The sequence below is a fragment of the Microbacterium commune genome (assembly GCF_014836945.1).
GTDB lineage: Bacteria > Actinomycetota > Actinomycetes > Actinomycetales > Microbacteriaceae > Microbacterium > Microbacterium commune.
Map to the genome: position 1 here is coordinate 706,001 of NZ_JACSPX010000001.1, position 25,853 is coordinate 731,853.

At 64.4% G+C, this 25,853-nt stretch carries 18 protein-coding genes; 7 read left to right on the top strand and 11 right to left on the bottom strand.

The window, feature by feature from the left end; all coding sequences use genetic code 11:
* The 4 genes from H9633_RS13225 to H9633_RS03285 form a co-directional block, all read right to left on the bottom strand.
* Positions 1 to 4,956, bottom strand: a complete 4,956-nt coding sequence (locus H9633_RS13225) for a PKD domain-containing protein (RefSeq protein ID WP_191712078.1) — start codon at positions 4,954 to 4,956, stop codon at positions 1 to 3.
* Between the two features lie 159 nt (positions 4,957 to 5,115).
* Positions 5,116 to 6,030 (bottom strand): glycosyltransferase family 2 protein, encoded by a 915-nt coding sequence (locus tag H9633_RS03275; RefSeq protein WP_071641132.1) that lies wholly within the window; start codon positions 6,028 to 6,030, stop codon positions 5,116 to 5,118.
* 11 nt (positions 6,031 to 6,041) lie between these two features.
* Positions 6,042 to 8,444, bottom strand: coding sequence for an O-antigen ligase family protein (locus tag H9633_RS03280; RefSeq protein ID WP_191712079.1), 2,403 nt, complete (start codon positions 8,442 to 8,444; stop codon positions 6,042 to 6,044).
* Positions 8,441 to 9,241, bottom strand: coding sequence for a sulfotransferase family protein (locus H9633_RS03285; RefSeq protein WP_191712080.1), 801 nt, complete (start codon positions 9,239 to 9,241; stop codon positions 8,441 to 8,443). Before H9633_RS03285 ends, H9633_RS03280 begins: the two co-directional genes overlap by 4 nt.
* 193 nt (positions 9,242 to 9,434) lie before the next feature.
* Here H9633_RS03285 and H9633_RS03290 point away from each other — a divergent pair, with 193 nt between their 5' ends.
* Positions 9,435 to 10,949 (top strand): Wzz/FepE/Etk N-terminal domain-containing protein, encoded by a 1,515-nt coding sequence (locus H9633_RS03290; protein ID WP_191712081.1) that lies wholly within the window; start codon positions 9,435 to 9,437, stop codon positions 10,947 to 10,949.
* A 377-nt stretch (positions 10,950 to 11,326) separates the two neighbouring features.
* Entirely contained in the window at positions 11,327 to 12,100 is a 774-nt protein-coding gene (locus H9633_RS03295; RefSeq protein ID WP_191712082.1) for a phosphotransferase, read from the top strand.
* Between the two features lie 31 nt (positions 12,101 to 12,131).
* Here the strand turns inward: H9633_RS03295 and H9633_RS03300 are convergent, their stop codons facing one another.
* A complete protein-coding gene (locus H9633_RS03300) occupies positions 12,132 to 13,055 on the bottom strand; it encodes a sulfotransferase family protein (protein WP_191712083.1) in 924 nt (307 codons plus the stop codon).
* Between the two features lie 203 nt (positions 13,056 to 13,258).
* On the opposite strand from H9633_RS03300, the gene H9633_RS03305 reads away from it, so the two are divergent.
* Complete coding sequence (locus H9633_RS03305) at positions 13,259 to 14,122, top strand: sulfotransferase family protein (RefSeq protein WP_225211038.1); 864 nt, start codon at positions 13,259 to 13,261, stop codon at positions 14,120 to 14,122.
* Between the two features lie 7 nt (positions 14,123 to 14,129).
* Positions 14,130 to 15,683 (top strand): MATE family efflux transporter, encoded by a 1,554-nt coding sequence (locus H9633_RS03310; RefSeq protein ID WP_191712084.1) that lies wholly within the window; start codon positions 14,130 to 14,132, stop codon positions 15,681 to 15,683.
* 1 nt (position 15,684) lies between these two features.
* On the opposite strand, the gene H9633_RS03315 is transcribed toward H9633_RS03310, so the two are convergent.
* The 3 genes from H9633_RS03315 to H9633_RS03325 all read right to left on the bottom strand — a co-directional run bounded on the left by H9633_RS03315 (position 15,685) and on the right by H9633_RS03325 (position 19,437).
* A complete protein-coding gene (locus tag H9633_RS03315; RefSeq protein WP_191712085.1) occupies positions 15,685 to 17,112 on the bottom strand; it encodes a carbohydrate binding domain-containing protein in 1,428 nt (475 codons plus the stop codon).
* A gap of 184 nt (positions 17,113 to 17,296) precedes the next feature.
* Positions 17,297 to 18,475: an adenylyl-sulfate kinase gene (gene cysC / locus H9633_RS13230; protein WP_191712086.1), complete on the bottom strand. Its 1,179-nt coding sequence runs from the start codon at positions 18,473 to 18,475 to the stop codon at positions 17,297 to 17,299.
* A complete protein-coding gene (locus H9633_RS03325; RefSeq protein WP_191712087.1) occupies positions 18,472 to 19,437 on the bottom strand; it encodes a sulfite exporter TauE/SafE family protein in 966 nt (321 codons plus the stop codon). Before H9633_RS03325 ends, cysC begins: the two co-directional genes overlap by 4 nt.
* Before the next feature lie 340 nt (positions 19,438 to 19,777).
* Between H9633_RS03325 and H9633_RS03330 the strand changes: the two genes are divergently transcribed.
* Genes H9633_RS03330 through H9633_RS03340 form a run of 3 tightly spaced genes read left to right on the top strand, consistent with a single transcriptional unit; the run spans position 19,778 to position 22,769 of the window.
* Positions 19,778 to 20,608: a 3'(2'),5'-bisphosphate nucleotidase CysQ gene (locus H9633_RS03330; RefSeq protein WP_313477341.1), complete on the top strand. Its 831-nt coding sequence runs from the start codon at positions 19,778 to 19,780 to the stop codon at positions 20,606 to 20,608.
* On the top strand, positions 20,608 to 21,528 hold the full coding sequence (cysD, locus tag H9633_RS03335; protein ID WP_218161789.1) for a sulfate adenylyltransferase subunit CysD: 921 nt from the start codon (positions 20,608 to 20,610) through the stop codon (positions 21,526 to 21,528). The genes H9633_RS03330 and cysD overlap by 1 nt, the downstream gene beginning before the upstream one ends.
* Positions 21,528 to 22,769 (top strand): sulfate adenylyltransferase subunit 1, encoded by a 1,242-nt coding sequence (locus H9633_RS03340; protein ID WP_191712088.1) that lies wholly within the window; start codon positions 21,528 to 21,530, stop codon positions 22,767 to 22,769. Before cysD ends, H9633_RS03340 begins: the two co-directional genes overlap by 1 nt.
* A gap of 389 nt (positions 22,770 to 23,158) precedes the next feature.
* Here the strand turns inward: H9633_RS03340 and glmM are convergent, their stop codons facing one another.
* From glmM to rplM, 3 genes are read right to left on the bottom strand one after another with little or no spacing between them, the layout of a single operon-like run.
* Positions 23,159 to 24,523 carry a phosphoglucosamine mutase gene (gene glmM, locus H9633_RS03345; RefSeq protein WP_191712089.1) on the bottom strand — a complete coding sequence of 455 codons (1,365 nt, stop codon included), beginning with the start codon at positions 24,521 to 24,523 and terminating at the stop codon, positions 23,159 to 23,161.
* 17 nt (positions 24,524 to 24,540) lie between these two features.
* Positions 24,541 to 25,026, bottom strand: coding sequence for a 30S ribosomal protein S9 (gene rpsI / locus H9633_RS03350; protein ID WP_071640480.1), 486 nt, complete (start codon positions 25,024 to 25,026; stop codon positions 24,541 to 24,543).
* 29 nt (positions 25,027 to 25,055) lie between these two features.
* A complete protein-coding gene (gene rplM, locus H9633_RS03355; protein ID WP_071640481.1) occupies positions 25,056 to 25,502 on the bottom strand; it encodes a 50S ribosomal protein L13 in 447 nt (148 codons plus the stop codon).
* Positions 25,503 to 25,853: the final 351 nt, after the last annotated feature.

The following is a 25,853-nucleotide window of genomic DNA, read 5'->3' on the forward strand; positions in this document are numbered from 1 at the left end:
TCATCCGGCTGTGGGTGCGAGTAGGAGGGTCATGGTGACATCGCGTGCGCTGGTGGCATCGGTCGTGGCCACCAACGGACCATAGGTGCCGCCATCCACGGTCTCAGCGGTCAACAAACTGCTCACCCGCCCACCACCGGTCCCAGCCTGGGTCGAAACCACCTCTATGCCAGCGGGGGCCGTCCATCCCGTCGTACTCGACGAACGATCCGCCCAGAACGACAACGCGACTCTCTTCTCCCCTTGCACAGTCACAGCCGGAGTGCGGTGCGAGGAGACATTGGCCGCCGTCGCCGACTCCAGAACCTCAACGCCGCCCTCACCGACACCGCGATAGGCCACCATCGTCAAGTCCGTACGGAACGTCGAACTCGGCCACGTCATCGTCACCGACTGACCCACCTCCGAACCATCAGCCACCTTCGTGAACGTCGACACCGCCAGCGGCCCCGACACCACCCGCTTCTTCAGAGTCCACTCCCCTGCACCCGCAGGACCAGTGCCCTCCGTCGCATCGTTGACAGTCACGAACAACACCAGAAGATCCCCGGCCTGCACACCATCCGGCACAGACACCGCAGCCGACGCCGTCTGCTGACGCATCACCGCCGACTTGCCCACAAACTGCGCCGCCGTCGTCACCGGCCCCGAGCCGTCGGTCACGTTCACAGAGCGCGAGGTCTCCGCCTCCGCACCGGATTGATCCGTCACGGTCAGAGTGACGGTGTACGTTCCGGCAGCAGCATATGTGTGCGAGACCGTCGCTCCCGCCTTCGCGGCCGAACCATCGCCGAGGTTCCACGAATAAGCAGCGATGGAATCACCGTCATCCGGATCCGTTGAGGCCGAACCGTCGAGAGCGCAAGACAGCAGATCGCATGTCGGTGGTGCGATCGATGCGGTCGGTGGGTTGTTGAGATCCGCAGGCGTACCGCCTCCCTCAGTCACCGTGGGCGCGAGGAGGAGGGTCATGGTGACGTCGCGTGCGCTGGTGGCATCGGTCGTGGCCACCAACGGACCATAGGTGCCGCCATCCACGGTCTCAGCGGTCAACAAACTGCTCACCCGCCCACCACCGGTCCCAGCCTGGGTCGAAACCACCTCTATGCCAGCGGGGGCCGTCCATCCCGTCGTACTCGACGAACGATCCGCCCAGAACGACAACGCGACTCTCTTCTCCCCTTGCACAGTCACAGCCGGAGTGCGGTGCGAGGAGACATTGGCCGCCGTCGCCGACTCCAGAACCTCAACGCCGCCCTCACCGACACCGCGATAGGCCACCATCGTCAAGTCCGTACGGAACGTCGAACTCGGCCACGTCATCGTCACCGACTGACCCACCTCCGAACCATCAGCCACCTTCGTGAACGTCGACACCGCCAGCGGCCCCGACACCACCCGCTTCTTCAGAGTCCACTCCCCTGCACCCGCAGGACCAGTGCCCTCCGTCGCATCGTTGACAGTCACGAACAACACCAGAAGATCCCCGGCCTGCACACCATCCGGCACAGACACCGCAGCCGACGCCGTCTGCTGACGCATCACCGCCGACTTGCCCACAAACTGCGCCGCCGTCGTCACCGGCCCCGATGACACGACCACTTCGAGCTCGTGCGTCGTCGATCCCGTCGCGCCAGATTCGTCGGTCACGGTCAGTGTCACCGTGTACGTTCCGGCAGCAGCGAATGTGTGCGAAGCCGTCACCCCCGACGCTGTAGCCGAACCGTCACCGAAGTCCCATGAATACGCGGTCACCGCGTCTCCGCTGTCGGGATCTGAGGAATCAGCACCCGAGAACTCACATGACAGCGCATCGCAGCTGGGTTCGCCGATGACGGCGACCGGAGGCTGATTCGCCAACGCCGCGACCTCGACGCTGGCGGTGGCTGTGGCGCCGAACTCGTCGGTGACCGTGAGCCTCACCGTGTATGTCCCGGCTTCACCGAACCTGTGCGCCGGCGCCGCCTCCGTGCTTGGCTCTGTGTCATCTCCGAAGTCCCACTCATAGGACGCCACAGAATCGTCTGCGTCGGAGGAGCCCGAGCCGTCGAACTGGCAGCTCAGCCGGTCGCACACGACCGGGTCTGCGATGACCGCCACTGGAGCTTCGTTCTCGACGACTACCAGGTCGGTCGACTCTGTAGTCTTCGCTCCACGGTTGTCCGTGACGGTCAGCTTGACGGTGTAGTCGCCCGATTCAGCGTAGGTGTGGTCGGCCGACGCATCCGCCGCCATCGCTCCGTCGCCGAAGTCCCAGGAATACGAGACGATCGAGCCGTCTTCATCGCTGGATCCGGCGGCGGAGAACGCACACTCCAAACGTTCGCAATTCGCGTTGAGCACGGCGACCGGCGGCTTGTTGGCCGCGGCTCGCGGCCCCTCCGCGAGGAACAACGCGCGTGCCCTCCAGTCCACCCCGTCGACGGCGGGCCCGCTGACCACGCTCGGGGCACCGGTGGCTGCGCCGCCGGCCCACGAGACGACCGACAGGTTTCCGTCCCCGGTGGTGACGAAGTAAAGGTGCTGCGAGTCTTCGTCGAAGAAGATTCCTCCCAGCCCGCCGCCGGCAAGTGCGCCTGCGTCACGCACCTCCTGAGTGACGACGCCGCTGTCGGGCGCGAAGCCGCGCGACCACAGCTTATTCGATCCCACCTTCGTGTAGTACAGACGTCCGTCAGAGTACGCGAGCCCGGCGAGACTCGGAATGTCGTTGTAGAACGACGGCTTCGTGCCGCGGAACGTCTGTCCGGAACCGGTGTTGATGTCGCTCCAATACGGGTCGTTGTACGGATCGATCGCCGTCGCCGCCCCGTAATTCTGCCCGTCGAACGTGCGACGCATCAGCTGCCGGTCGGAGGTGCCGTAGTAGAGCACGCCGTCGATCACCATCGCGCCCCGGACGTTCGCCCAGTCGATGTCACCGGCGGGTGCGACCGCCACGGGCTCGTCGACCGCTTCGCCCGTGAACCACACGCGCGAGAGTCCGGTGGTCGCGGGCGCGGGTTCGCTCGCAGCAACGCTCTTGAGGATCTCGATGCCGTTGACCAGCGGGTTTTCGATGTTGTGCACCCAGCTGAGGTCAATGTTTCCGTCAGATGTGACGGTGAACGACTTCATCGTGCCGGTCTGGTCCCCGACGTCGGCGACGATGTCGTAGTTCTCCAGGGCTTTCGAACCTTCGAGGTTCACGTCGAAGACGCGCTGACCGATCCCACTGGTGCAGCTGCAGCGGTTGGACAGGTAGAGACGCACCACGACTTCCTGGCCGCTCAACACGGGGAAGGACCATGCCATCTCTGTTGCGTCGCTCGGATCCCAACGCTCACTGTCGAAGAGCTGAGAGGGTGTGGATCCGGGAACGGTTGTGTCCACAGAGGGAACAGGCTCCCAGCCCGCGGCGTTGCTTCCCTGACTGCGGTACGGGCTGCTGGCTCCGTCGTCCGCGGACCAGTCCGGGCCGCCATCGATCGCGGGCAGAGCGGGGCCACCTGCGTTGACCCGATAGAGCACATCACCGACGTTGCCGACGGGAGCATTGTCCGCCTTGTAGACGTTGCTCGGCAGCGCTCCGGTGTCATCCGCGCCAAGGGGGGTGCCGGTGGACACCGGGAAGAACGCGATGCGCGGCCGGCGGTACTTGTGATGGCCGATCTGCTCGGTATCGCTGCCCACCCAGAGTCCGGTCGAACTCACGAAAATACTCTCCGCGCCGATTCCCCGGGGGCTTCGTCCCGGGTTCCAGCTGATAGGAACACCGTTGTCAATTCGGACTGCGCCGATTCCCGGCCGCGGCACCGCGCCCGGAGCGGGATAATCCCGCCCACCCGCGTTGTTCATCCACCGCTGGTGACCGCCCGTGTACACGGCCGCTCCGCTGGAGGCGACGCTGAGCAGAGTGTCACCACCTGTGTCATCGAGCCAATCGGGCTGAACGGTCTGACCCGAGTTGGCGACGTTCCACCGTGTCACCGTGTCGCAGAGCGTCCCGGGGTTCGGTCCACCCGTGGCAGCAACCATGAAGTAGCTGCCGTCTGGAGACGAAGCGACGCTCCGCACATATGTGTCGAACGCGTTGGAGAAACAAGCCGGCGCGAAGCGGTCTGTCCTCCAGTCCGTTCGTACCGACGCTGTCGGACCGGTCAGATCGATGAGAGCCATCTGACGCCGTTCCAGGCCGTCAGCCTTGCGGAAGTTGCCGATGACAGCCATCTGATCGCCCTGCGGCGTCACCGCGAGGGCCTTGGCGCCGACGGGAGCCTGAGCCTGGCCGGGTTGTCCTGTGTAGTTCTGATTCTCAGTGAGGGCAACAGAGAGAAAGTTTTCGCGCGCGCCGGTCACCGCGTTCAGCGCCACCAAGCCGTTGAACGGCTGGCCGCCCACCACGGTGAAGACGCCGCCCACGTAGAGCCGGGACCCCACCCGCTGCACGTCGTTGACCGCACCGTTGATAGCGGGCGCGTTGAAGCTCGAGACGATCGCTCCGGTCGTGATGTTCATCAGCACGACCTTCTTGGTCACGCCGTTGACGCCCTGGAAGGAGCCCGCGAGATAGACGGTGTCGGTGGTGGGGCCGGGCTCCACCGCGCGAACCTGCCCGTTGCTCACGCTCGGGGCGAATGCCGTATTGATGGCGCCGTTCACGGCGCTGAACGCAACTACGTTGTTGCGATTCAGCACCGGCGATCCGCTGCTGGGAGCAACCTGGCTGAATTGCCCGGCCACGACAACCATGTCGCCCACCTGAGTGGTGTCGAGGACGCGACCATCCAGGATCTGCGGCGTCCAGCTCACCGGCACCGGGCTGACCACGCGATCATGCGATGCGGGTGCGGTGATGATGTCCGGCCGATCCGCCAGAGCGACGACGGGCGATTGCTCTGCGGCCTGCGCCTGCAGACCTCCCGGCAGCGCCAAGAGTTCTGCAGTTATGAACGCCGCCGTCACGATGATCGCCATGATGCCGCGACGCCTCATCGGCCTCGCGGACACAACGGACTCCCCATATTCCATTGCAAGCTCCCCAGCTTCGTTGCTTCCTCTTACCCCAGTCGTAGAGGAGAACGCGTTAAGTGTGCCCGAGCGGATGCCTCGTTAGCAATACCCTGCGCCCTCACCTTAGATTCCGCGTCCCCAGCGATGGAGCACATTCAACACAAGATCACCTGAGCGCGGCACGATCGCCACAGGAATGGCAACCCACGCACGCCATTGGCCGGGGTTGGTGCGCAGGGCGCGACGAGCCCAGCTCCAGGCCTTATCGCGCTTTCCCTCGCTCGCGTAACCGAACGCGATCTGTCCCTGGAGCCTCGACGCGCCGACGCGATGCGCCGCGACGTCCGGGTGATTCTCGAGCATCCATATCGAGCTCGCGATCTTCGTGTCCCACCGGCGCGAGAAGTACGAGGTCTTGCCCCACAGAACTCGCACGAGCGGTTGGTCGGTGTGAACGATGGGATGCAGCGCAGAGCTTCGCAGCAGGATGTCCCAGTCTTCGTTTTGACTGCCCGGGATCTCCTCGTCGATCAAGCCGAGCTCGCCCATCAGCGCGGCCCGCCGGAACAAGAAGTTGGAGGAGTGGAGCATCGACATGCGCGACCCGAGCAGCATCTCGTGGGTGACCGTCTCCGTGCCGGCGAGCCGCACTGTCGACCGATCTCCGTAGTCCACTTGAATCGCAGTAGTGGCCATCGGCGCGTCGGGAAATCGGGCCAGTGCTTTCACCTGCGCAGCGAGCTTGTCCGGCATCCATACGTCATCGTCATCGCAAAAGGCAACAAGCTCCCCGCCGCTGGCGAGGATTCCCGTATTGCGCGCACCGGCGAGCCCGGGAGTGCGCTCGTTGCGAAGAATCTCGACGGGGCGTTCCCCGTCTCTGCGAAGAGTCTCGTCTGGCTCAGCCCGATCGAACACGACAATCGTGTTGATGCTGCCCTCATACTGCTGGGCTCTCACCGCGTCGATCGCACGCCGAAGCTCGACGGGTCTCTGGTGAGCCGGAATCACCACGCTGACCGAGGGGTACTTATTCATGGCTCTCTCCTCTATGACGCCTTGCTCCGCGATCGAGTGTCCGCGTTCGGCTCTCTGCTGCGACTGTCGGTGCACATGATCAGCCCGACCGGGTACACACCACTGGCGAGGTGGCGTTCATAAGCGCGACGCAGCGTTCCCGTGCGGGACCGACGATCGATGACCAGCAGAACGCGCGCTCCTCTGTGGTCGCCCGCACGCAGATGGGCGTTAAGTGCGCCCGCCATACGGCGAGCGCGAGGGCTGAGTGGATCAGCGAGGACCCCGGCCACCGGAAGGTACGCGCGCACCGCTTCCAACGTGCGTGGAACGTCAGCAGCAGAGACACTGGCGACGACGGGAATATCGATACCCAACCGGGATACCGGCCTCAGGCCGATCCGACCGAGGTATCGATCGTAGACAAGTACCAGCGCCAGGCCAGCCAACGCCCCAAGCCCCAGGCCCGTTGTCACCCTGATGGTCAGCTCGGAGTTCGTGCGTCGCGGTGTCGCTGCGCTGATGACCTGACCGGCAGGAAGATCGTTGGTGCCGAGCAGCACGTCTGCCACTTCTACTCGCTCGCGTCTGATCTTCGTCACGGTGCCCCACAGCGATTCACCTCTCGCTGTCTCGGTCAACTCGCTGATGTCTCGATAGACGTCATCGAGGGCCTCTTCGCGTGCACTGTACCTGGCCACGACCGACTCATTGGATTGCGCGATCAGTTCCGTCCGCAGTCTCAGGTACTCCTCCGCAGCGGTTTCGACCCCCAGGATGGCATCTCGTTCGTCTGCGCCGGCGTAGCGCAGAATCAGGACTCGAGAATTGCTCTCGGCACCAATGCTCAACGCGCTTCGAACGTGTTGCTCAGGAAGATCGAGCTCGTCGGCGACCGCTCGCACCACTGGCACGGATGTGGCGATCCGCGCCTCACCATCGAGAGAAAGCGTGCGGACACCGGGCACACCGACAAGATCAGCAGCAGGCACGAAGATGCGCTGCGTGGCCTCGATCGGAGCGCCTCTGAGAACATGCACCCCCAGGCCCGCTGCGCCGCCAGCAATGGCGATCACGAGCACTGTCAGGGCGTGCTGCCGGAACGGACGTAGCACCTGGCTGACGGCGGGAAGCTCCGCTGGATGCTCTCGTGCCAGTAGGCCGATGCCGATGAACCCGACGTAGAGGCCGACCCCTACGGCGTTGTACACCGGCATCGTGATGAGGAGGGCGATGAGCGCGCACAAGGCTGCGGTCCCCTCGGCGCTCGTCGCCCTGAGGTTCTGGACGATCTGCCGAAGCATGAAGCCCAGATACAGGGCGAGCCCGATCAGACCAGCGCCGAAGATCACAAGCCACAGCTGTCCCTGCGTGCCCAGGGGCGGAGGTTCGCATTTCGGACATGCGTCGGTGGCACCGCCCGCGATCGATTTGAAATTACCTGCGACGTCTCGGGTGGAGCCAAAGCCCACCAGCGGCGACCCTTCGAGCGTGCTGTTCACCGAGAGCAAGCCCAGATTGGTGCGTCCCTCATTGCTGTGGGGGTTGTCGAAGCGCGCAAGGACCAGGTCGCCGAGAGATGAGAACATCAGGACGGCGGCGACCCCGGCCAGCAGCATCCCGGACGAGAAGAGCAGCTTGAAGTGCCCCCTGCTCGCGGCTCGGATGACGAGGAACGCCCCCATCGCGGCGACCGCGGCCCACATGCCCCGGTTGAGCGAGGACACGATCGTAAACAGTCCCAACCCCAGGATGACGAGCATGGCCGTCTTCCTCAGGGTGCTGCCCCGAGACCATGACGCGACGAAGAACGGCAAGCTGACCGCAGTCGTCAGGCCCCACTCGTTGGTATATGCGAACGGAGCACTCGGACGCGCCTCGTCGTAGCCCAGGAAATTCTGAACCTGCGCGGTCTGGATATGCACGAGATCGTGGACGAACGGCTGGCTGGCCACGGAGGACGGGAGCACCATCTGCAGTGCGGACGGAAGGCTCAGCTCGGGCACGAGCACACCGAGCATCCCTCCGCCGACCATCATCACGAACAGCCAGGCGATGCTTCGCGCCAAACGCTCGGACGTCACCAGCCGCCGAGTGTTGACCACGTACAGCGCCACGATCGTGATGATCAGGTACCAGCAGAACCGGTAGCCGAAGGTGAGATAGCGGCTCATCTGCGTTCCCGGGACAGCCCCGGGCGCGTCCACCTGAATCACCAGGACCCCGATGGCGAGCCAGCAGAGCCAGACCATCCACATCCCGAAGCCGCGTGGCATGTGCACCAGCCGTTGCTTCATCAGGTGCACCGCCATCGGTATCGCCATGACGAAGAACATGATCTGCCACACACCCAGAACCCACCAGATGGGCAACCCGACGAAGAGCAGCGCGATCGGCCAGCCGGCGTCCTGAGATCGCAGGAAGCGGTGGATCATCTTGTGCGGTTCGTCAACGCAGGCGGCTTGTCCGGATGCTCGATGTCATACCCGAATGCCGCTGCGCGCTCGCCGAATCTTGCGATGATCCGCCTATAGGCCAATCGGTCGAGAGGTGAGCCATCCGCCATGTCTCGCCAGCGATCGAGGTACGAATCTGATCGCGTGGACTGAACCCTGTCCGCGGCAAGCGGGGTGTCGACTCCGATGAACTCCGCGATCGTCCGGAGTGTCTGGTCGGGCTGGTCGATCAGATGCTCGTAGTGGACCAGATGCAGACGGTCGAGGTGCTCGCTGTCCGCTCGCAGGATGTCGTGTGCGATGAACCAGTGCTCGACAAGTCGCTCGAGGCTCTGCCGCTTCGCCCACTTCTTCGTCGAAAGGGCGACCACGACAGGATGACGCAGAATCATGATCAGACTGCAGCCGGGGAACACCGCCTGCAGGTATCTGCCCATGATCAGGTTCGGTGGCGACTTCTCGACCAGCAGAGGTCGCGAAAGATCCCAATGCGGAGTCCACGCTTCTAAAAGGCTCTCCCGAGCCAGCGCCGGATCGCCGAGATCTTCCGTCAGATGCGCTCGCCTGCGCCGAGCGAACCGCCCGGGTCCACCGTGCGCCGCAGCCGGCAGGTAACTCTGCTGAAGGTGTTGCCCCTCGTCTTCCTTCGCCCCCGTGCCCTCGAACCCCGAGATGGCGGGGTGATCGGCGAGAATCCGGCCGAGAGCGGTGGTTCCGCTGCGATGCAGCCCACCGATGAAGACCAGTCGCGTCGGATCGATCGTAGCCAGCCCCATACTGGACCACTCATCCCTTCAAGAAAGGCGGAAATCATCCCCTTTGATCCCCTGATGGCCCTGAGCATACCCGAACAGTCGGCGCTGACTGCCAGGTTTTTGACCTGCCTGTGGGCACTATGTATTGTTATCCGCGATACGACTGGGGGAATGTGTGGAGGCTGAATCTCGGTCTGGTCGCGACCTACCCTCTTTGCGTTCTGCGCTGCGGCACCACATCACGTCGATCATCGTCTGCACCGCGCTTGCTCTCGGATTCGCGGCTCTCTATGTGGTGAACCTTCCCTACACCTACACCTCTTCGGCTGTCGTGCTGCTTGCGCCTGCGCCCGGCAACCCGCTCACCGCCGAAGCAGCGTCGGGGAGCGGTACGCAGACCACTGTTGCCATGTCCACAGAAGCAGAGCTGGTCCGCACCTCGGCGGTGCGTGACATCGTGGCCGATACGCTCGGGCGGCTTGCACCGGACGGGCGCGAACGCCTCGAGGTGACGATACCCACCAACACGCAGATGCTCGAGATCTCGTTCACTTCCCGCACCGCGAAGCAGGCACAGGAAGCGGCGCAGGCGTTCGCCGAGGGTTATCTCGCCTTTCGAGAAGAACGCGCCACGAGCACGCAGAACTCACAACTGGAAGCACTCCAGACGCAGATCGACGCGGCCGAAGCGAATCTGCGACGGGCGACGTCTGAGGCCGCAAGTGCCGGGACAGGCTCTTTCGCCTCTCAGGAGGTCCAGCTCTACACGGACCGACTCGCGCAGCTGAGCACTTCGCGTAGCGCAGCCGAAGCCCTCAACACCGCGCCTGGATCGATCATCGCGCCGGCTGTCGAACCCGCCGGCGCGAATGAGCTTCCCGAATGGGTCTACTTCGTGGCGGCGGCTGCGCTCGGAATGCTGGCGGGGATCGCATTCGCTCTTCTCCGGGAGTGGCGGCGAGACCTCGTACGGGACACAAACGCCGCAGCGGAAATGGATGTCGCCGTTTTCTCGACCGTGCCTTCACCGGGTAGCACCCTGGTCAAAGACACCGCGGATGATGGGACGGAGCACGAGGCATACCGCCGGCTGCGCGCCGCGGTCGTGGCGAACGGACCCGCGCCGCACATCCTCGCCGTCGCGGGCGTCGAGGACGAGTCCTCCTGGGGAATCGCGAGCAATCTGGCTGTCGTGCTCGCGGAGGCCGAGTTCAGTGTCGCTCTCATCGCCGCCGATATGAGTTCCGCTCCCAGCCAAGACCCGCTCGGCATCGGCCGACACCGGGGTCTGGCTGATTCAGCGGGAGAAGTTGCTGCAGCCCGCGAGTTCCTGGTCGAAACGCGAGGCGTGAACGTGCTGACGGCCGGCCTCGATACTGCCGGCGCCCGAGACCTGACCGCCAGCCCCGCCTTCCGCGCAATCGTGAACAGCCTTCATGAGGACTTCGACTTCGTCGTGATCGCGGCGGCTTCCGCCGGCTCGGCGGAAGGAGATGCCGCTCTTCTCGCCTCGGACTCCGTCCTTCTCATCCTCACCTCGGATCGCACCAAGCGAGCGCGCCTCAACGCGGCTCTCGAGCGTTTCGACCGTCTCGGGATCGATGTCTTGGGCGCAGTCAAGGTGACGACCGCCAAGGCGCCCGCGACACACAGCGAGCGAAGCCAGAGGCCGACTCGGACATCCCGGAACGAAGAGATGAATCCCAAGTATGCGAGGGCACGCAGATGAGCGACGTCGGCTTAGGCCTCGGCCGCGCCGATCACGCATTCGCGGCACCGGCGCAGGAGCGCGGAGCGTCTCGGCGCCGCGGCACGCATGCGGCGATTCCCCTGGCATCCTCTGAGACCGCGCGATTCCTCGTGCCGCTGAGCCCGACCGTGTCGAGTGCAAGAGCCATCCGCGGATATAAGGTCTCCTCGTCTGCTCTCAGTCGTCTCTCTGCCGCAGTCGTGTCCGGTGCATTCCGGTTGGGCGCTGCGAGCGCGCTGCCCAGACGCGTGACGCTCGGGGGGCCTGGCACATTCGTGGAGCACGTGCTCCAACGATTCCCCAGCGGCGGGGCATTCAGTGTTCATCTCGGCCCGCCTCGAGCGAACCGCAAACCTGTGATGCACATCATGGATCGCACAGGCACTTCGCTGGCCTATGTGAAGCTGGGTGTGAACGCCCTGACCTGCGCGCGGGTACGCGCCGAGACCGCCTCGCTGTCAGAACTCTCCTCTCGTCGCCTGCAGGGTGTGGTCGTACCTGAAGTCATCGACTCCGGAACCTGGGACGACCTCGACTACCTGATCATGAGCCCTGTGCACGACGGCCCTCCCGCCGAACCATCGCTCACGAGGCGGCGTCGCGCCAGCGAGTCTCTGGTTGGGGCATTCCCGTCCTACGACAGCTCCGTCGCCGACGCGCCGTGGTGGACGAACGCTCTTTCCTCGCTCGAGACGAAGCGAGGTGACAGCGATGCGGAGCGCCTGATGAGCGCCGCTGCCCGTCTTCAGGACAAGTTCGGTCGCGTGACTCTTCGGCATGGGGCGTGCCATGGCGACTGGACGCCCTGGAACATGGCCGCGCGCGACGACGATGCGATCGCGGTCTGGGACTGGGAGCGCTTCGCGGAGAACCGTCCTGCCGGGTGGGATGCTCTGCACTTCCACGTGGCTTCCTACCGGGGCGACGCGGCCACCGGCTTGCGCAGTGCCCGCCGACATCTAGCCGAGATCATCACCGGGGTTTCCCATCCGCACGAGCGCGAGGCCATCCTCGCAACGTATCTTCTGCATCGCGGGTGCACATTCCTGGCCGATCGGCAGGAGGCCGCCGGCGCGCCGAACGGCCCCCTGGGGCGGTGGCTGCTTCCTGCGCTCGAAGAGCTCGTGTGAATGCAGGTCGCTGAGACGGGTGCTCAGCCGATCAACTTCGGGAGTAGCCCAACCAGTACCGCACAGGGGCGGTGAGGACCTTCACCGCCCGACGTTGGCGAGGATTCATCCGAGTGCGCCATACCTCGTCAGACTTGATCACCAACGGCTCTTTGCGGAAGCGCATCGGATTACCGCCGATCGAGTGTCCTGCAGGTATATCGATTCCACCAGGGGCCGAGAGATCCGGGGAATAATGCCCGGGAAGCGCTAATGCGCCCCACACCCTGCGCAGAATGTCGTTCGGGGCCTTGACGAAGTCCTCGTAGCGGAGGCGTTGCACCGGGCGGTCACTCAGACGCGCCAATTGCACGAGGAGGTTGTTCGACATCCACAGCATCGAGGCCCAGAAGGAGGAATACCGAGTCATCATCTCTCCTGCCTCAGCAGTTTCCGGCCGCGCCACTTCTCGCGACCAGGAGTAAGCGACCGCGACGCTGTCGCGGACGAGATGAAGCAGACGCAGATCCACCCGCGGATCTTTGACGAGTGCGAGCGCGAGTGATGCGTGCTTGGACGAATCGACAACGACGGCTGCCCCCGTCACCGACGCCGCCGCCGCGTAGACCGCGCGGTAGTAGCCGGTGTACTCCAGGATCTGCTGCCGAGTCCGCCGGCGCACAGGAAGGACCGTCTTGAAAACGCGCCGCTGCCTGTCAACGGCGTCGAGCAGGCCGAGCACCTTGTCGGTGTCGACAGCAGACCAGCCCCCGAATGCCCGTTCGCCGACCGCGCTCCAGAATGAGCAGTCGTAGAACCGACTGCCGCACTCGCACAGCTCATTCTCGCGGAGACCTCGAGTCCACAGGTGAACCATCTCACCGAGCGATACCACGGTCGGCTGTGCCTCGAGGACGCGCTCGAGAAGAGTGGAGCCAGACCGGCCGAAACCACCGATGTACAGCACCGCAGGCATACCCTGTGGGAATGATCGAGAGGGGTGAAGCCTGTCTGCCATTATCGCCGTCCGATTCGAAACGCAATCTCGTGCAGTCGCCGCTCGTCGCGGTATGCGTCTCACAGACTAGTCCGTCGTCCCGCTAGACTGCATTCGACCGCACGGCATGGGAAGTCGTGGGCCACTGGGGAGTCGCAGTGATGCGACGGCAAGGAGTATCGATGATGCCCAAAGACGCGCTGATGCGCCTACGTCCGCTCGCACTGAAGGCGATTGATTCAACGGCATCTGCCACAGCCCCTCTGCGTATGCTGCCCTCCTTTCTCATCGTCGGCGGCCAACGCTGTGGCACGACCTCGCTCTTCAAGACGCTCGCGCAGCATCGGTCGGTCGCCCGTCCTTTCGCCCTCAAGGGGGTGCACTACTTCGATACCCATTTCGATCACACTTTCAATTGGTACCGCGGGCATTTCCCTCTCCGCCTGACCTCTCGACTCAAGCGTCTCGCCGGTCCCGCACCCATCACCGGCGAATCGAGCCCGTTCTACGGGTTTCACCCGCTGGCGCCTCAGCGAATCGCCGAGGCGCTTCCCGGAGTGCGTCTCATCCTCTTGATGCGCGACCCCGTGACGCGAGCGTACTCGGCGCACAGCCACGAGAAGGCACGGGGGTTTGAGGACGAGGACTTCATCACGGCCATCGAACTCGAACAGCAGCGCATCGCGGGCGAGCGCGAGCGAATGATCGAGGACCCCTCCTACGTCAGTTTCTCTTTGCAGCACCATGCGTATGTGTCGCGCGGCAGGTACATCGAGCAGATCCAGGCGCTGGAGGCCGCGGTCGGTCGGGACCATCTGCACCTCGTCGATTCGCACGAGTTCTTCACCGATCCCGAGTCGACCTTCGCTGACATCCTTCGATTCCTTTCACTCACCCCGCATTCCGGCATCAAGTTCGAGCGGCACAATGCGCGCGAGCGCAACCCGCTCGACGGCCACCTCCGTGAAGACCTGCTCGCGCGGTTCGAGGAGACGGATCAGCGTCTGAGCCAATGGTGGGGGCGAGCGCCCTCGTGGAGACGGTGACCGCGAGATGGTCACGACATCCCCGAGACGCGCAACGGGCACCCGAGATGTCGCGAGGGGCGGTCTTGCCAATCTGATCGGAGCGGGATACGCGGGCGTGGCTTCATTCGCCACAACGGCAATCGTCACGCGAATCGCCACGCCGGAGGACGCCGGTGTGTACTTCGCCGCGATATCGGTCTTGCTTATCGCGGTCTCGATGCTTGAACTCGGTGTCCCCGTCGGGAACGTGTACTTCATCTCGCGGTATCGGAGCCTTGGACGAACGAACGCCCTGCGGAAGGTCCTCGTTGCGGGCAGCAGCCCGCTGCTGGGTTTCTGCGCAATCGCCCTGACCCTCGCCGTCATCTTCCGGGAACAGCTGGGAAACGCCATATTCGGGCGCAACGTCGATGCCGCCGGTACTGTCATCCTGATCCTGTGCCTCGGCGCCGTCGCGGCCATCATCGCGGATAGCACGCTCGGCGCCACTCGAGGCTTCGGTGTGATGCGAACGACGGTCGTCGCCGACAAGTTCGTGAATCCGACGATTCAGCTCCTCGCACTGATCGTTCTATGGAGCGTCGGCATGACAGGCGGTCCGGAGCTGATCTGGACGCGAGTCCTGGCATTCGCCGCCGTTGCCGGCATTTCGATCCCCTGGCTGCTGAAGCTCGTACGGAAATCCTCGATGCCTTCAGACCAGACCTTTCGCCAGAGCTGGGTTCCAGAAGCGTCCATGTTTCGTGAATACTGGGCGTTCACCGGACCTCGTTCGCTCGGCCAGATCGCTCAGGTGGCGATCCAACGCGTCGACATCGTCCTCGTCGGACTCTGGCTGGGCCCGGCGGAAGCGGCTGTATATGCCGCAGCCACACGCTTTCTCATCTTCGGCCAGCTCACGGCTGCGGCCATCGGAACGGCGGTGCAGCCCCGGATCAGCGCGCTCGCGTCACGACGTGAACGATCGCAGTTGCAGGACCTGTATCGAGTCTCGACGAGCTGGGTGGTGCTCGCCACGTGGCCCCTGTACCTCACGTTCATCCTCGAAGCGCCTACGTTGATGCTCGTATTCGGTGACGACTACTCGCGCGGTGCGATTCTGTTGCAGTTGCTGTCAGCGGCGATGCTGGTCGCCACGGCATGCGGCGCAGTGGATGCAGTTCTTCTGATGGCGGGGAAGTCCACCTGGACCATGTACAACGCCTGGTTCGCGTTGGCCGTCAACCTGGCTCTGAACATCTGGCTGATCCCGCAGCTGGGTATTGTCGGGGCGGCCGTGGCCTGGGTCGCAGCGATCTGCGCGAACAATCTGATTCCGCTCGTGCAGGCGAAGATCGGAATCGGGATTCATCCGTTCGGCCGGTCTTCAGTGCTCACCATGTTCTCAGCCGCCACTCTCTTCGGCGTCCTGCCGTGGCTGGTCAAGTCCGCGGGAGGCGGTCCGATCGGCTCCGTGATCACCTTGGTTCTTGCTGCAGCCGTCTACAGCGTCCTGTTGTGGCGGTGGCGAGCTCTGATCGAACTGGACGGTCTCCTGCGTCGCAGAAGACCGTCCAGTCGGGGGCGGGGAGATTTCTGAATCAGCCTTGGACGAGAGCCCGCCAGGCAGCCACCGAAGACGTGTCGCGTAGACGGAAGTCGTTTTGGTCACTCGGCGCGACAGCGTCGTAGTAGGAAACGAACAGCGCGTCATTGTCGCGCAGATATGCGCCGATCTCACGCAACCAGGCTGCGCGCGCAACGCCGGTGTCTGACCCCATCAGGGTGGACCCGGTCTCAGCGATTCCGAACGGCTTACCCTCCGCCTTGGACTTCGCGATGACACTCCCGAAGATCGCCTCCGGGTCCTTGTAGCCCGTGTTGTTGTTCCAGGGGTTGTAGGGGTCCCAGGCGAGCACGTCGATGGCCGCCGAGCCCGGGTAGTAGTCATCGAAGTCTCGATTCGATTTGGGATCGAGCGTCCACGACATCAGCACCAGGGTCGCGTGAAGATTCGACCGGCAGGTCTCGTCAGCGATGGATGAGATCCGCTGCCATGCTGCACGGTAGTCCGCTGAGGTGATCTCACCACGCGCCACGTCGTCCTCGGGCTCGTGGAAGTAGGTCCAGTAGACCTGCACATTGGTCGGGGCGCTCTGGAACCAGGACCGCAATCGACTGTCATACGCGCCCGACAGCACGTCCTTGGGCGCGATCTTGAACGAGATCGACAGATCCGAACTGGGGGCGATTTTGGTCACGTTCCAGTTCGGCGCGCCGCGCTGAAACACCCGCACGACGTCAGGGGTGCCGTAGGCCTGCACTGCACGGTCCCACCCCTCCTGCATCGATGACCCATCGGAGGTGCCAAGGCTCACCCCGAAGCGCGTGTCGCCCAGCGGAAGCTTCGCCGCGCACTGACCGACGGTGGGGTTCTCCTGGGGGGCGTCGACTGCGACCGACTTGAGCGAGACGGAGTCCACGTAGAGCTGGTCGCCCTTGGCTGCACCGGCGAATACGACGTTCAGATCCAGGGCTGCGCCACTGCGCTCAACGGTGAAGTCCATCGTGAGCTGAGTCCACTCACCGCTCACAGGCCGGGACTCGGTCTTGTGGGCTTCAGCTGAGCCGTCCGCAACCTCCCTGGCCCTGATCTGCGCAGTCACCTCCCTGCTGGCCTTCACCCAAGCGGTCATGCGGTATTCCGCTCCACGCTCAGCCGCCGAGACGGTGTTCTTCGAGTCGTTCAGCACGGTGATGCCAGGTGAGCCGACATCTATGCGTGCGGACTTCCCGTCAGAGCGCGAGACGGTGCTGGCGGTGAGTCGATCCGACGAGAGGTTCGTGCGCCAATTCTGCACGCCAGCCGAAAAATCGGCATTTACGACCAACTCGTCGGCAGGCGTGGCAGCGCTCGCGCTTTCAGCGGTGGCGGCACCTGCGATGACGACGGATGCTACTGCGACGGCCGCGATCAACAGCCGCGAGGTCAAACGGTGTCTGGTGGTTTTCGGGTAAGAGAGGGGCATGTAAAACTTCCTGTTGAGGCGCACCGCAGCCCCTCGCTGGACCACAGGACACGCCTATCGTAACTTAATCGTGATTTCTCCCCGCAGGGACCCTAGCCCACGCAGCTGAGAGATCCAAATCCTCGCCACCCAGCGGCGGCCACCCTCGCGACCATGACCGCTCGCTGTGCCGAGCGATTCCGATCTAGACGAACGTCTTCAGCACGCCTCGCTGCTCGAGCAACCGCACGACGCCCCGAACGCAGTCCTCAACACTGCTCTCCGCAGTGTTGAGCTCCAGATCCGCGTCTTCAGGGATCTCGTAGGGCGACCCGATACCCGTGAAATCTGTGATCAGGCCCGACCGAGCCTTTTCATACAGCCCTTTTCTGTCCCGTTCCTCCGCGACGTCGAGCGGAGTAGACACGTAGACGACGATGAATGGGGACCGCGGCTCGACGGCATCACGCATGGCTGCGCGTGACGCAGCGAACGGCGCGATGGGCGCACACACTGCTAGGCCGCCGACCTCCGCGACGCGGGCCGCCACCCAAGCGATCCTGCGAAGGTTGCGGTCACGGTCCGCTGGGCCAAATCCGAGTTCCCCCGCCAGCTCGCGGCGAACATCATCCCCATCGAGCAGGACGGCAGATCGCGTCGTGAACGCGTGGATGTACTCCACCAGTGCCCGGGCGAGCGTCGATTTACCTGCACCCGAAAGGCCGGTGAAAAGCACAACCGCGCCCTCGCTCGTAACCACAGGCCGCCGTCTGTCGATCACATCGGCCGCGCCCAGACGGTTGACTACCTCTGCCGCGACGTCAGCGTGTCCTCCCAAATCGACTTCTGGCACGAAGAGAACACGTGTGTCAGGTGAATCCGCAACACTCGCGGTGAGCAACTGAATCCCGGCCGCCGTAGTGCGATCGTCCGACTCCCCCACATACGTCAAGGCGACGGGGCCCCCGCGTGCGGCGCTGCGAACTGCCGACAGATCGGAATCTTCGGGGAGCCCGGAGAAGAGTCCGACCGTGCAGCCCGTCAGGTCGGTGTGGACGGTCGGACGGAGCCGACGAGCGTATCCGTGCTCGGGAGGCTGCAGTCGGCTGACCGGCCCCTCGATCCATCGGGTGCCTGCATCCGCTTCACGTACGCGCTCGATGTGGCACACCGCAAGAGGGGTACGGTCGGGGTCATGAATGACCAGCTGCTGGCCGGGCACCACGTGCGTGGCAATGCACAGCTCCGCCGTCAGCCCGGCCTCACTGTTTCGGTCTGTCGGCAACGAGTAGCCGTCTAGTGAATCGAGGATTCCCGAAAGAATCAGCTCCAGTCCGTCGAGCGCGCGGCCGGACAGGACCACATTCGGCGAGTCGGCCGTCACGACCCCACCTCTGGAGCTTCGAGCGGCGCAGATTTCTGGGCGAGCCGTTGACGCTTTTCGACGCTCGCCAGGGCGGGGAAGCCATGTCGGCGCCGGATGCTCATCCACACCAGAGGCCCTCCGACCAGCGCGGTGAGGAGGATGATCGCCGTCTCGACGTTCCCTACTCCCAGCAGCTTCAAACCGGAAGCGAGCAGCACGAAGGCGAGGGCGCGACGGATGAAGCCTCCCGGCAATCGCGACGACAGCTGAGCGCCGATGAATGCACCGGGCACACTGCCGATGATCAGCGGCAGTGAGATTCCCAGGTCAAGCTCGCCGAAGATCGCATGGCTGATAGCTGCGGATATGACCAGCGGCACCGCTTGTACCAGGTCAGTGCCCACGAGCTGGCTCGCCTTCAGTCCCGCGTACATCATCATCAGCCCGATGATGATCAGAGACCCGGAACCGACCGACGTCATACCGACGATCAGTCCGCCGACGACGCCCAACAAGATGGTCGGCACAACCTTGACCTCCACCTCAGGGCGATCCTGAGGCAGAGGAGCACCACGGCCGTCGCGCGACTTCGCGCGTTCGATCAATCTCATGTACGCGCGAACCATCAACATGGTGGCGGTGAAGAGAATCGCCCCTCCAAGCGCGTACTTGACCACATGCTGGACCTGCTCCCCATCCCCCAGCGCCTTGAGAACCAGCACGCCCACAAAAGCTGCCGGAACCGAGCCGATGCAGAGGAGACCGACCAGCCGGAGGTTCACCGTGCCCCGGCGAAGATGGACGAACGAGCCCACAGGCTTCATCACGGCACTTGCGACCAGATCGCTCGAGACCGCAGCCAGCGGCGAAACTCCGAAAAAAAGCACGAGCATAGGCGTCATTAGAGCGCCTCCGCCCATCCCGGTCAGTCCGACCACGATCCCCACAGCAAAGGCACCCCAGACAAGCCCCAAGTCCATGGATCGTATTGTTGCACACGCCTTATCGCGCTTGCACTCGGGATTTTGAAACCCGCATGCCGGCTGTGAGAGGAGGTCGTACCTCCCCTCGCAGCCGCCAATGAGGGCTTTGGCGCGCGCTTCCTGGCACGCTCCCGCGGTGCTCATATTCCGATCTCGACGCGAATCACGCCCCCGACCCATTCGCGATGCTTTCCATATCGGCGATTCACGGCGTGACGCACGCGTCGTCAGAACGGACGCATCGCGGAGGGCTCTCGCCCTCGGCGGAATCGTCCGATATGGTGTGGCGTGGGGAGGGCGCTTGCCGCTCGTGGCCGCAGGCCACCGGGAGTCGAGCGTGTCACGCGACGAATGCGTCAGCGTGCGCGTTCTGGGTGACTCCTGCGTTTGGGGAGACAAAGGAATATCTGGGGAAATGGACGACACCGCTATCGCTGCGTCGCTCGCCGAGGGGGCGGGCAGACTGCTGCGAGAAGTGCAACAACAGGCATCGCCGGAGGAGCTGGGTTCCGCGGATCTGAAAGACCGCGGCGACCGGATCAGCCAAAGATACTTGGATCGAGAGCTGACCGAGAACAGGGCTGCCGACGCAGTCCTTTCCGAGGAGGCGCCCGACGACGCCGGCCGTCTCGACGCGTCGAGAGTGTGGATCATCGATCCGCTCGACGGCACCCGAGAGTTCTCGGAGGGGCGTGACGATTGGGCTGTGCACGTTGCGCTCTGGGAAGACGGCGAGCTCGCCGCTGGAGCAGTCGCGCTGCCCGGCCTGGGCGAGACTCTCGATACCGGGATGCCCGCCAAGACCTGGTCGCGCCCTGATCGCATCCGGCTTGCCGTCTCGCGGAGTCGGGCGACGCCACTGGTGTCCGCGCTCGCGGAAGCGCTCGACGCGGAACTCATACCGATGGGTTCGGCCGGCTACAAGGCATGTGCGGTGATCCGCGGCGAAGTGGACGCGTACGTGCACACTGGCGGGCAGTACGAGTGGGATTCGGCCGCGCCGGTCGCGGTAGCCCGCGCCGCAGGACTGTTCACCTCCCGAGTCGACGGCAGCGCTCTCGAGTACAACAACGCCAACCCGTACCTACCTGACCTCGTCGTCTGCAACCCGCTCCTCGCCGATGAGGTGCTGCGGGCTGTCGGCGCGCTGAACGAAAGGGCACTGTGATGATGGAAACCGTCGAGGCACGCAGATACGGCCTCACCCATCTGGACTATCTCGAGGCCGAAGCCATTTTCATCATCCGCGAGATCGTTGCTGAGAACGAGGCTCCCGGCATGCTGTTCTCGGGCGGCAAGGACTCTGCCGTGATGCTGCATCTCGCCGCGAAGGCTTTCGCCCCGGCATCCGTCCCCTTTCCGGTCGTGCACATCGATACCGGCCACAACTTCGATGAGGTCCTCGATTTCCGCGATCGGCGCGTCGAGCAGCTCGGCGTGCGTCTGATCGTCGGTTCCGTCCCTGATGCCATCGAGAAGGGTCTTGTGAGAGAAGAGCCGAACGGCTCTCGCAACCGCATTCAGACGCCGGTGCTGCTTCGGACGGCGGAAGAGCACGGCCTCTCAGCGCTGATGGGTGGCGCTCGACGCGACGAGGAGAAAGCTCGCGCGAAGGAGCGTGTCTTCTCGTTCCGCGACGAGTTCGGTCAATGGGATCCGAAGAACCAGCGCCCCGAGTTGTGGTCGCTGTACAACGGCCGCATCCACCCCGGCGAGAGTATCCGCTGCTTTCCGATCTCGAACTGGACCGAGCTCGACATCTGGCACTACATCGCGCGCGAAGGTATCGAGCTGCCTTCGATCTACTACGCGCACGAACGCGATGTGTTCGAGCGCAACTCGATGTACTTCGCCGTCAACCAGCATTGCCAACCCAAGGAAGGCGAAGAGGTCTTCCGTGAGACTGTCCGCTATCGAACGGTAGGCGACGCGACTCTGACAGCAGCCGTGGTGTCGCGCGCTGCGACGCCGGAAGACGTGATCGAAGAGGTCGCCGCCACCCGGATCACGGAGCGAGGCGCCACCCGCGGCGATGACCGTGTGAGCGAGGCAGCGATGGAAGATCGCAAGAAGGAAGGGTACTTCTGATGGACATTCTCCGGATCGCGACGGCCGGGTCGGTCGACGATGGAAAGAGCACGCTCATCGGTCGGCTCCTGTACGACTCGAAGTCGATCTTCACCGATCAGCTCGAGGCGGTAGAGCGCACGAGCGTGCAGCGCGGCGACGACTATACCGACCTCGCCCTTCTCACCGATGGACTGCGCGCCGAGCGAGAGCAGGGCATCACCATCGACGTCGCGTACAGATACTTCTCGACGCCGCGACGAAAGTTCATCATCGCCGACACGCCGGGGCACATCCAGTACACCCGCAACATGGTGACGGGCGCCTCGACGGCAGACCTCGCGATCATCCTCGTCGATGCGCGGAAGGGCCTGCTTGAGCAGAGCCGGCGACATGCGACCTTGGTGTCGCTGCTGCGCGTGCCGCACGTCGTGCTGGCCATCAACAAGATGGACCTCGTCGATTGGTCGGAGGAGGTCTACAACGCGATCCGCGATGAGTTCGTCGACTTCGCTTCGAAGCTGGACTTCGCCGACGTCGCGACGATCCCGCTGTCGGCCCTGAAGGGAGACAATGTGGTCGAGCGCTCCACTCACATGGATTGGTATCACGGCGCGTCACTCCTGCACCACCTGGAGAACGTCTACATCGCCAGCGATCGCAATCTGGTCGACGTTCGCTTCCCTGTCCAATACGTCATCCGCCCGCAGAACGGCAGAGGCGACTATCGGGGCCTGGCGGGGCAGATCATCGGAGGAGTACTGCGCCCTGGTGATGAGGTTGTGGTCTTGCCCAGCGGGTTGCCCTCCCGGATCAAGTCCATCGACACAGCTGATGGGGAGTTGCAGGAGGCATACCCGCCAATGTCGGTGACCGTGCGGCTCGAAGACGAACTCGATATCTCGCGCGGCGACATGATCAGTAGACCGAACAACCAGCCCACACCGACCCAGGACATCGACGCGATGGTGTGTTGGATGGACTCGAGCCCCCTCTCTGTCGGAGGGAAGTACGTGATCAAGCACACCACGCGCTCGGCACGGGCAATGGTGAAGGACATCATGTATGAATTGGACATCAACACCTTGCATCGCGACCTGTCGCCAGGAACGCTCCGCCTCAACTCGATAGGGCGGATCACCCTGCGCACTACGCAGCCGCTGATGGCCGACGCGTATCAGCGGAATCGGCAGACAGGGTCTTTCATCCTGGTTGACGAGATATCCAATCACACGGTTGCGGCAGGGGTCATCGCAAGCTGAACCGCGTCGCTCGAATCTTGGCGTCTCGACTCCGAGGTCGGACTCTCAGTCCTCACCTGAGAGTCCGACCTCGCCGTTCAGCTGGCAGACATTCCGCGCGACCGAGCGAACGAACAATGCCTTGAACCGGGTGATCCTGCGAAACCCCTCCGGCCAGGAGAAGATCCCACAGCATCCACCGATAGAGTCGAACTGCGACGCTGTCACACGCGTCGTTGGCGCGACACGGCATCCCCAGTGCCACGCGTCAGATGCGAAGCCGTCCCCAGCGGCCCGCATCAGCGGCCCCTGCAGAGTCCCCACTCGCCGGGGCCGCGCCCTTTTCACGGGTCACGCATGCGAAAAAGGCGGCCACCCGCAGGTGACCGCCTTCTTCGACTCGTTCGCGCTCAGAGCGCGAGATGCCGTCGCACCGTCTCGGCGAGCGACTCGGCGTGGGAGTTCGCGGTCTCGGCATCCGCCGCCTCGACCATCACACGCACGAGCGGCTCGGTGCCCGACTTGCGCAGCAGCACCCGACCGGTGGAGCCCAGCTGGGACTCGACGTCCTTCACGGCCTCCTGCACGCCGGCGTGATCCGAGACGGCGTCCTTGTCGACGTCCTTCACGTTGATCATCACCTGCGGGTAGACGGTCATGATCGACGCGAGCTCGGCGATCGACTTCTTCTGGCGCGCCATCTCGGCGACCAAGTGCAGACCGGTGAGCAGGCCGTCGCCGGTGGTGGCGAACTCGCTCATGATCACGTGACCCGACTGCTCGCCGCCGAGCGAATAGCCGCCCGCGGTCATGTCCTCGAGCACGTAGCGGTCGCCGACCGCAGTCTGACGCACGGTGATGCCCTGCTCGCGCATGGCGACGTGCAGACCGAGGTTGCTCATCACCGTGGCGACCAGGGTGTCGTCGACCAGCTTGCCGCGGCTCTTCATCGCCACCGCGAGGATCGCCATGATCTGGTCGCCGTCGATGATGTTGCCCTGCGCGTCGACGGCGAGGCAGCGGTCGGCGTCGCCGTCGTGGGCGATGCCGACGTCGGCTCCGACGCGGATGACCTCTGCCGCGAGCTTGTCGAGGTGCGTCGAGCCCACGCCGTCGTTGATGTTCAGACCGTCAGGGTCGGCACCGATGACGGTCACCTTCGCGCCCGCCGCGGTGAAGACCTCGGGCGAGGCACCGGATGCTGCGCCGTTGGCGCAGTCGAGCACGACGTGGATGCCGTCGAGGCGATGCGGCAGCGAGGCCAGCAGATGCATGACGTAGCGGTCCTCGGCATCCGCGAACCGGATGACGCGACCGACGTCACCGCCGGTGGGCTGCAGCTTCTCGCCCGATTCGATGTGCTCTTCGATGCGCTGCTCGACGAGGTCGGGCAGCTTCACCCCGCCGCGGGCGAAGATCTTGATGCCGTTGTCGGGAGCCGCATTGTGCGAGGCCGAGATCATCACGCCGAAATCGGCGTCGACGTCTGAGATGAGGAAGGCCGCGGCCGGCGTGGGCAGGGTGCCGGCATCCAGCACATCCACGCCCGACGAGGCGAGACCCGCCTCGACGGCGGCGCTGAGGAAGTGCCCCGAGATGCGCGGATCCCGCGCGACGACGGCCGTGAGCCGCTTGCCGACGGTGCGACGCGCGTCGGCAATACGGCCCTGGCCCAGGACGACAGCAGTCGCCTGGGCCAGGTGGAGCGCAAGCTCGGCGGTGAGGAGCTGACCGTTGGCCAGCCCCCGCACGCCGTCCGTTCCGAACAGTGCCATAGGAGGGACTGTGCGGATCAGCGCTTCGAGTACTGAGGAGCCTTGCGGGCCTTCTTGAGACCGGCCTTCTTGCGCTCGATGACGCGGGCGTCGCGCGAGAGGAAGCCGGCCTTCTTGAGGGTCGGGCGGTTGTTCTCGGCGTCGATGTTGTTCAGCGCACGGGCGATGCCGAGGCGCAGCGCGCCGGCCTGACCCGAGTCGCCGCCACCCGAGATGCGGGCGATGACGTCGTACGCACCCTGCAGGTTCAGCACCGTGAAGGGGTCGTTGATCAGCTGCTGGTGCAGCTTGTTCGGGAAGTAGTCCTCGAGCGTACGACCGTTGATCGTGATGGTGCCCGAGCCGGGAACCAGACGCACGCGGGCGATGGCCTGCTTGCGACGGCCGACAGCGGCGCCGGGAACGGAGAGCACGGGGCGGGGAGCCGACTCCTGAACCTCAGCCTCAGGGCTCGAGGTCGAGAAGGTCTGCGGGAATTCGGTGGTGTCCTGGATTTCAGCCACGAGTATGTCCTTTGAAATCTGAGGGGCGCTTACTGCGCGACCTGGTCGAGGGTGTACGGCGTGGGCTGCTGAGCGGCGTGCGGGTGCTCGGCACCTGCGTAGACCTTGAGCTTCGACAGCTGCTGACGACCCAGGGTGTTCTTCGGGAGCATGCCGCGGACGGCCTTCTCCACGGCGCGAACCGGGTGCTTCTCGAGGAGCTCGGCGTAGCTCGTGGCGGTCAGGCCGCCCGGGTAGCCGGAGTGGCGGTACGCCATCTTCTTCTGGAGCTTCTGGCCCGTGAGGGCGACCTTCTCGGCGTTGACGATGATGACGAAGTCACCGGTGTCGACGTGGGGTGCGAAGGTTGCCTTGTGCTTGCCGCGCAGGATTGCTGCGGCGTGCGAGGCGAGGCGACCGAGAACGACGTCGGTGGCGTCGATGACGATCCAGTCACGCTGGACCTGCCCGGCCTTCGGGGTGTAAGTGCGCGTCACGATAGTGCTGCTTTCTTGATTCGAACGGAGAGGTTCGTGAATCCCACTCCGGGGTGGGTTCCGTCTCGATGATCCGAGGCGGAACACGCGCCAGTGGAGGGCTCACGTTCGCGGGTGCGACCGCAGTTGATCACACACCAAGGGTCAACTCTACAGCATCCGGGGGCGGGGGCGGAACTTGGGTTGGGCGGTGGGTGCCGTCTGCCCGCCGGGTGGGCCCGAATGGCCGCATCCTCGCGCGTCGAGGCGACCATACGGGCCCACCCGAGGTGATCGCGCCCTCACTCGTCACGCACCCCTACCGCCGCTGGGCCCATATGGCTGCATCCCCGCGCGCGAGGCGACCATACG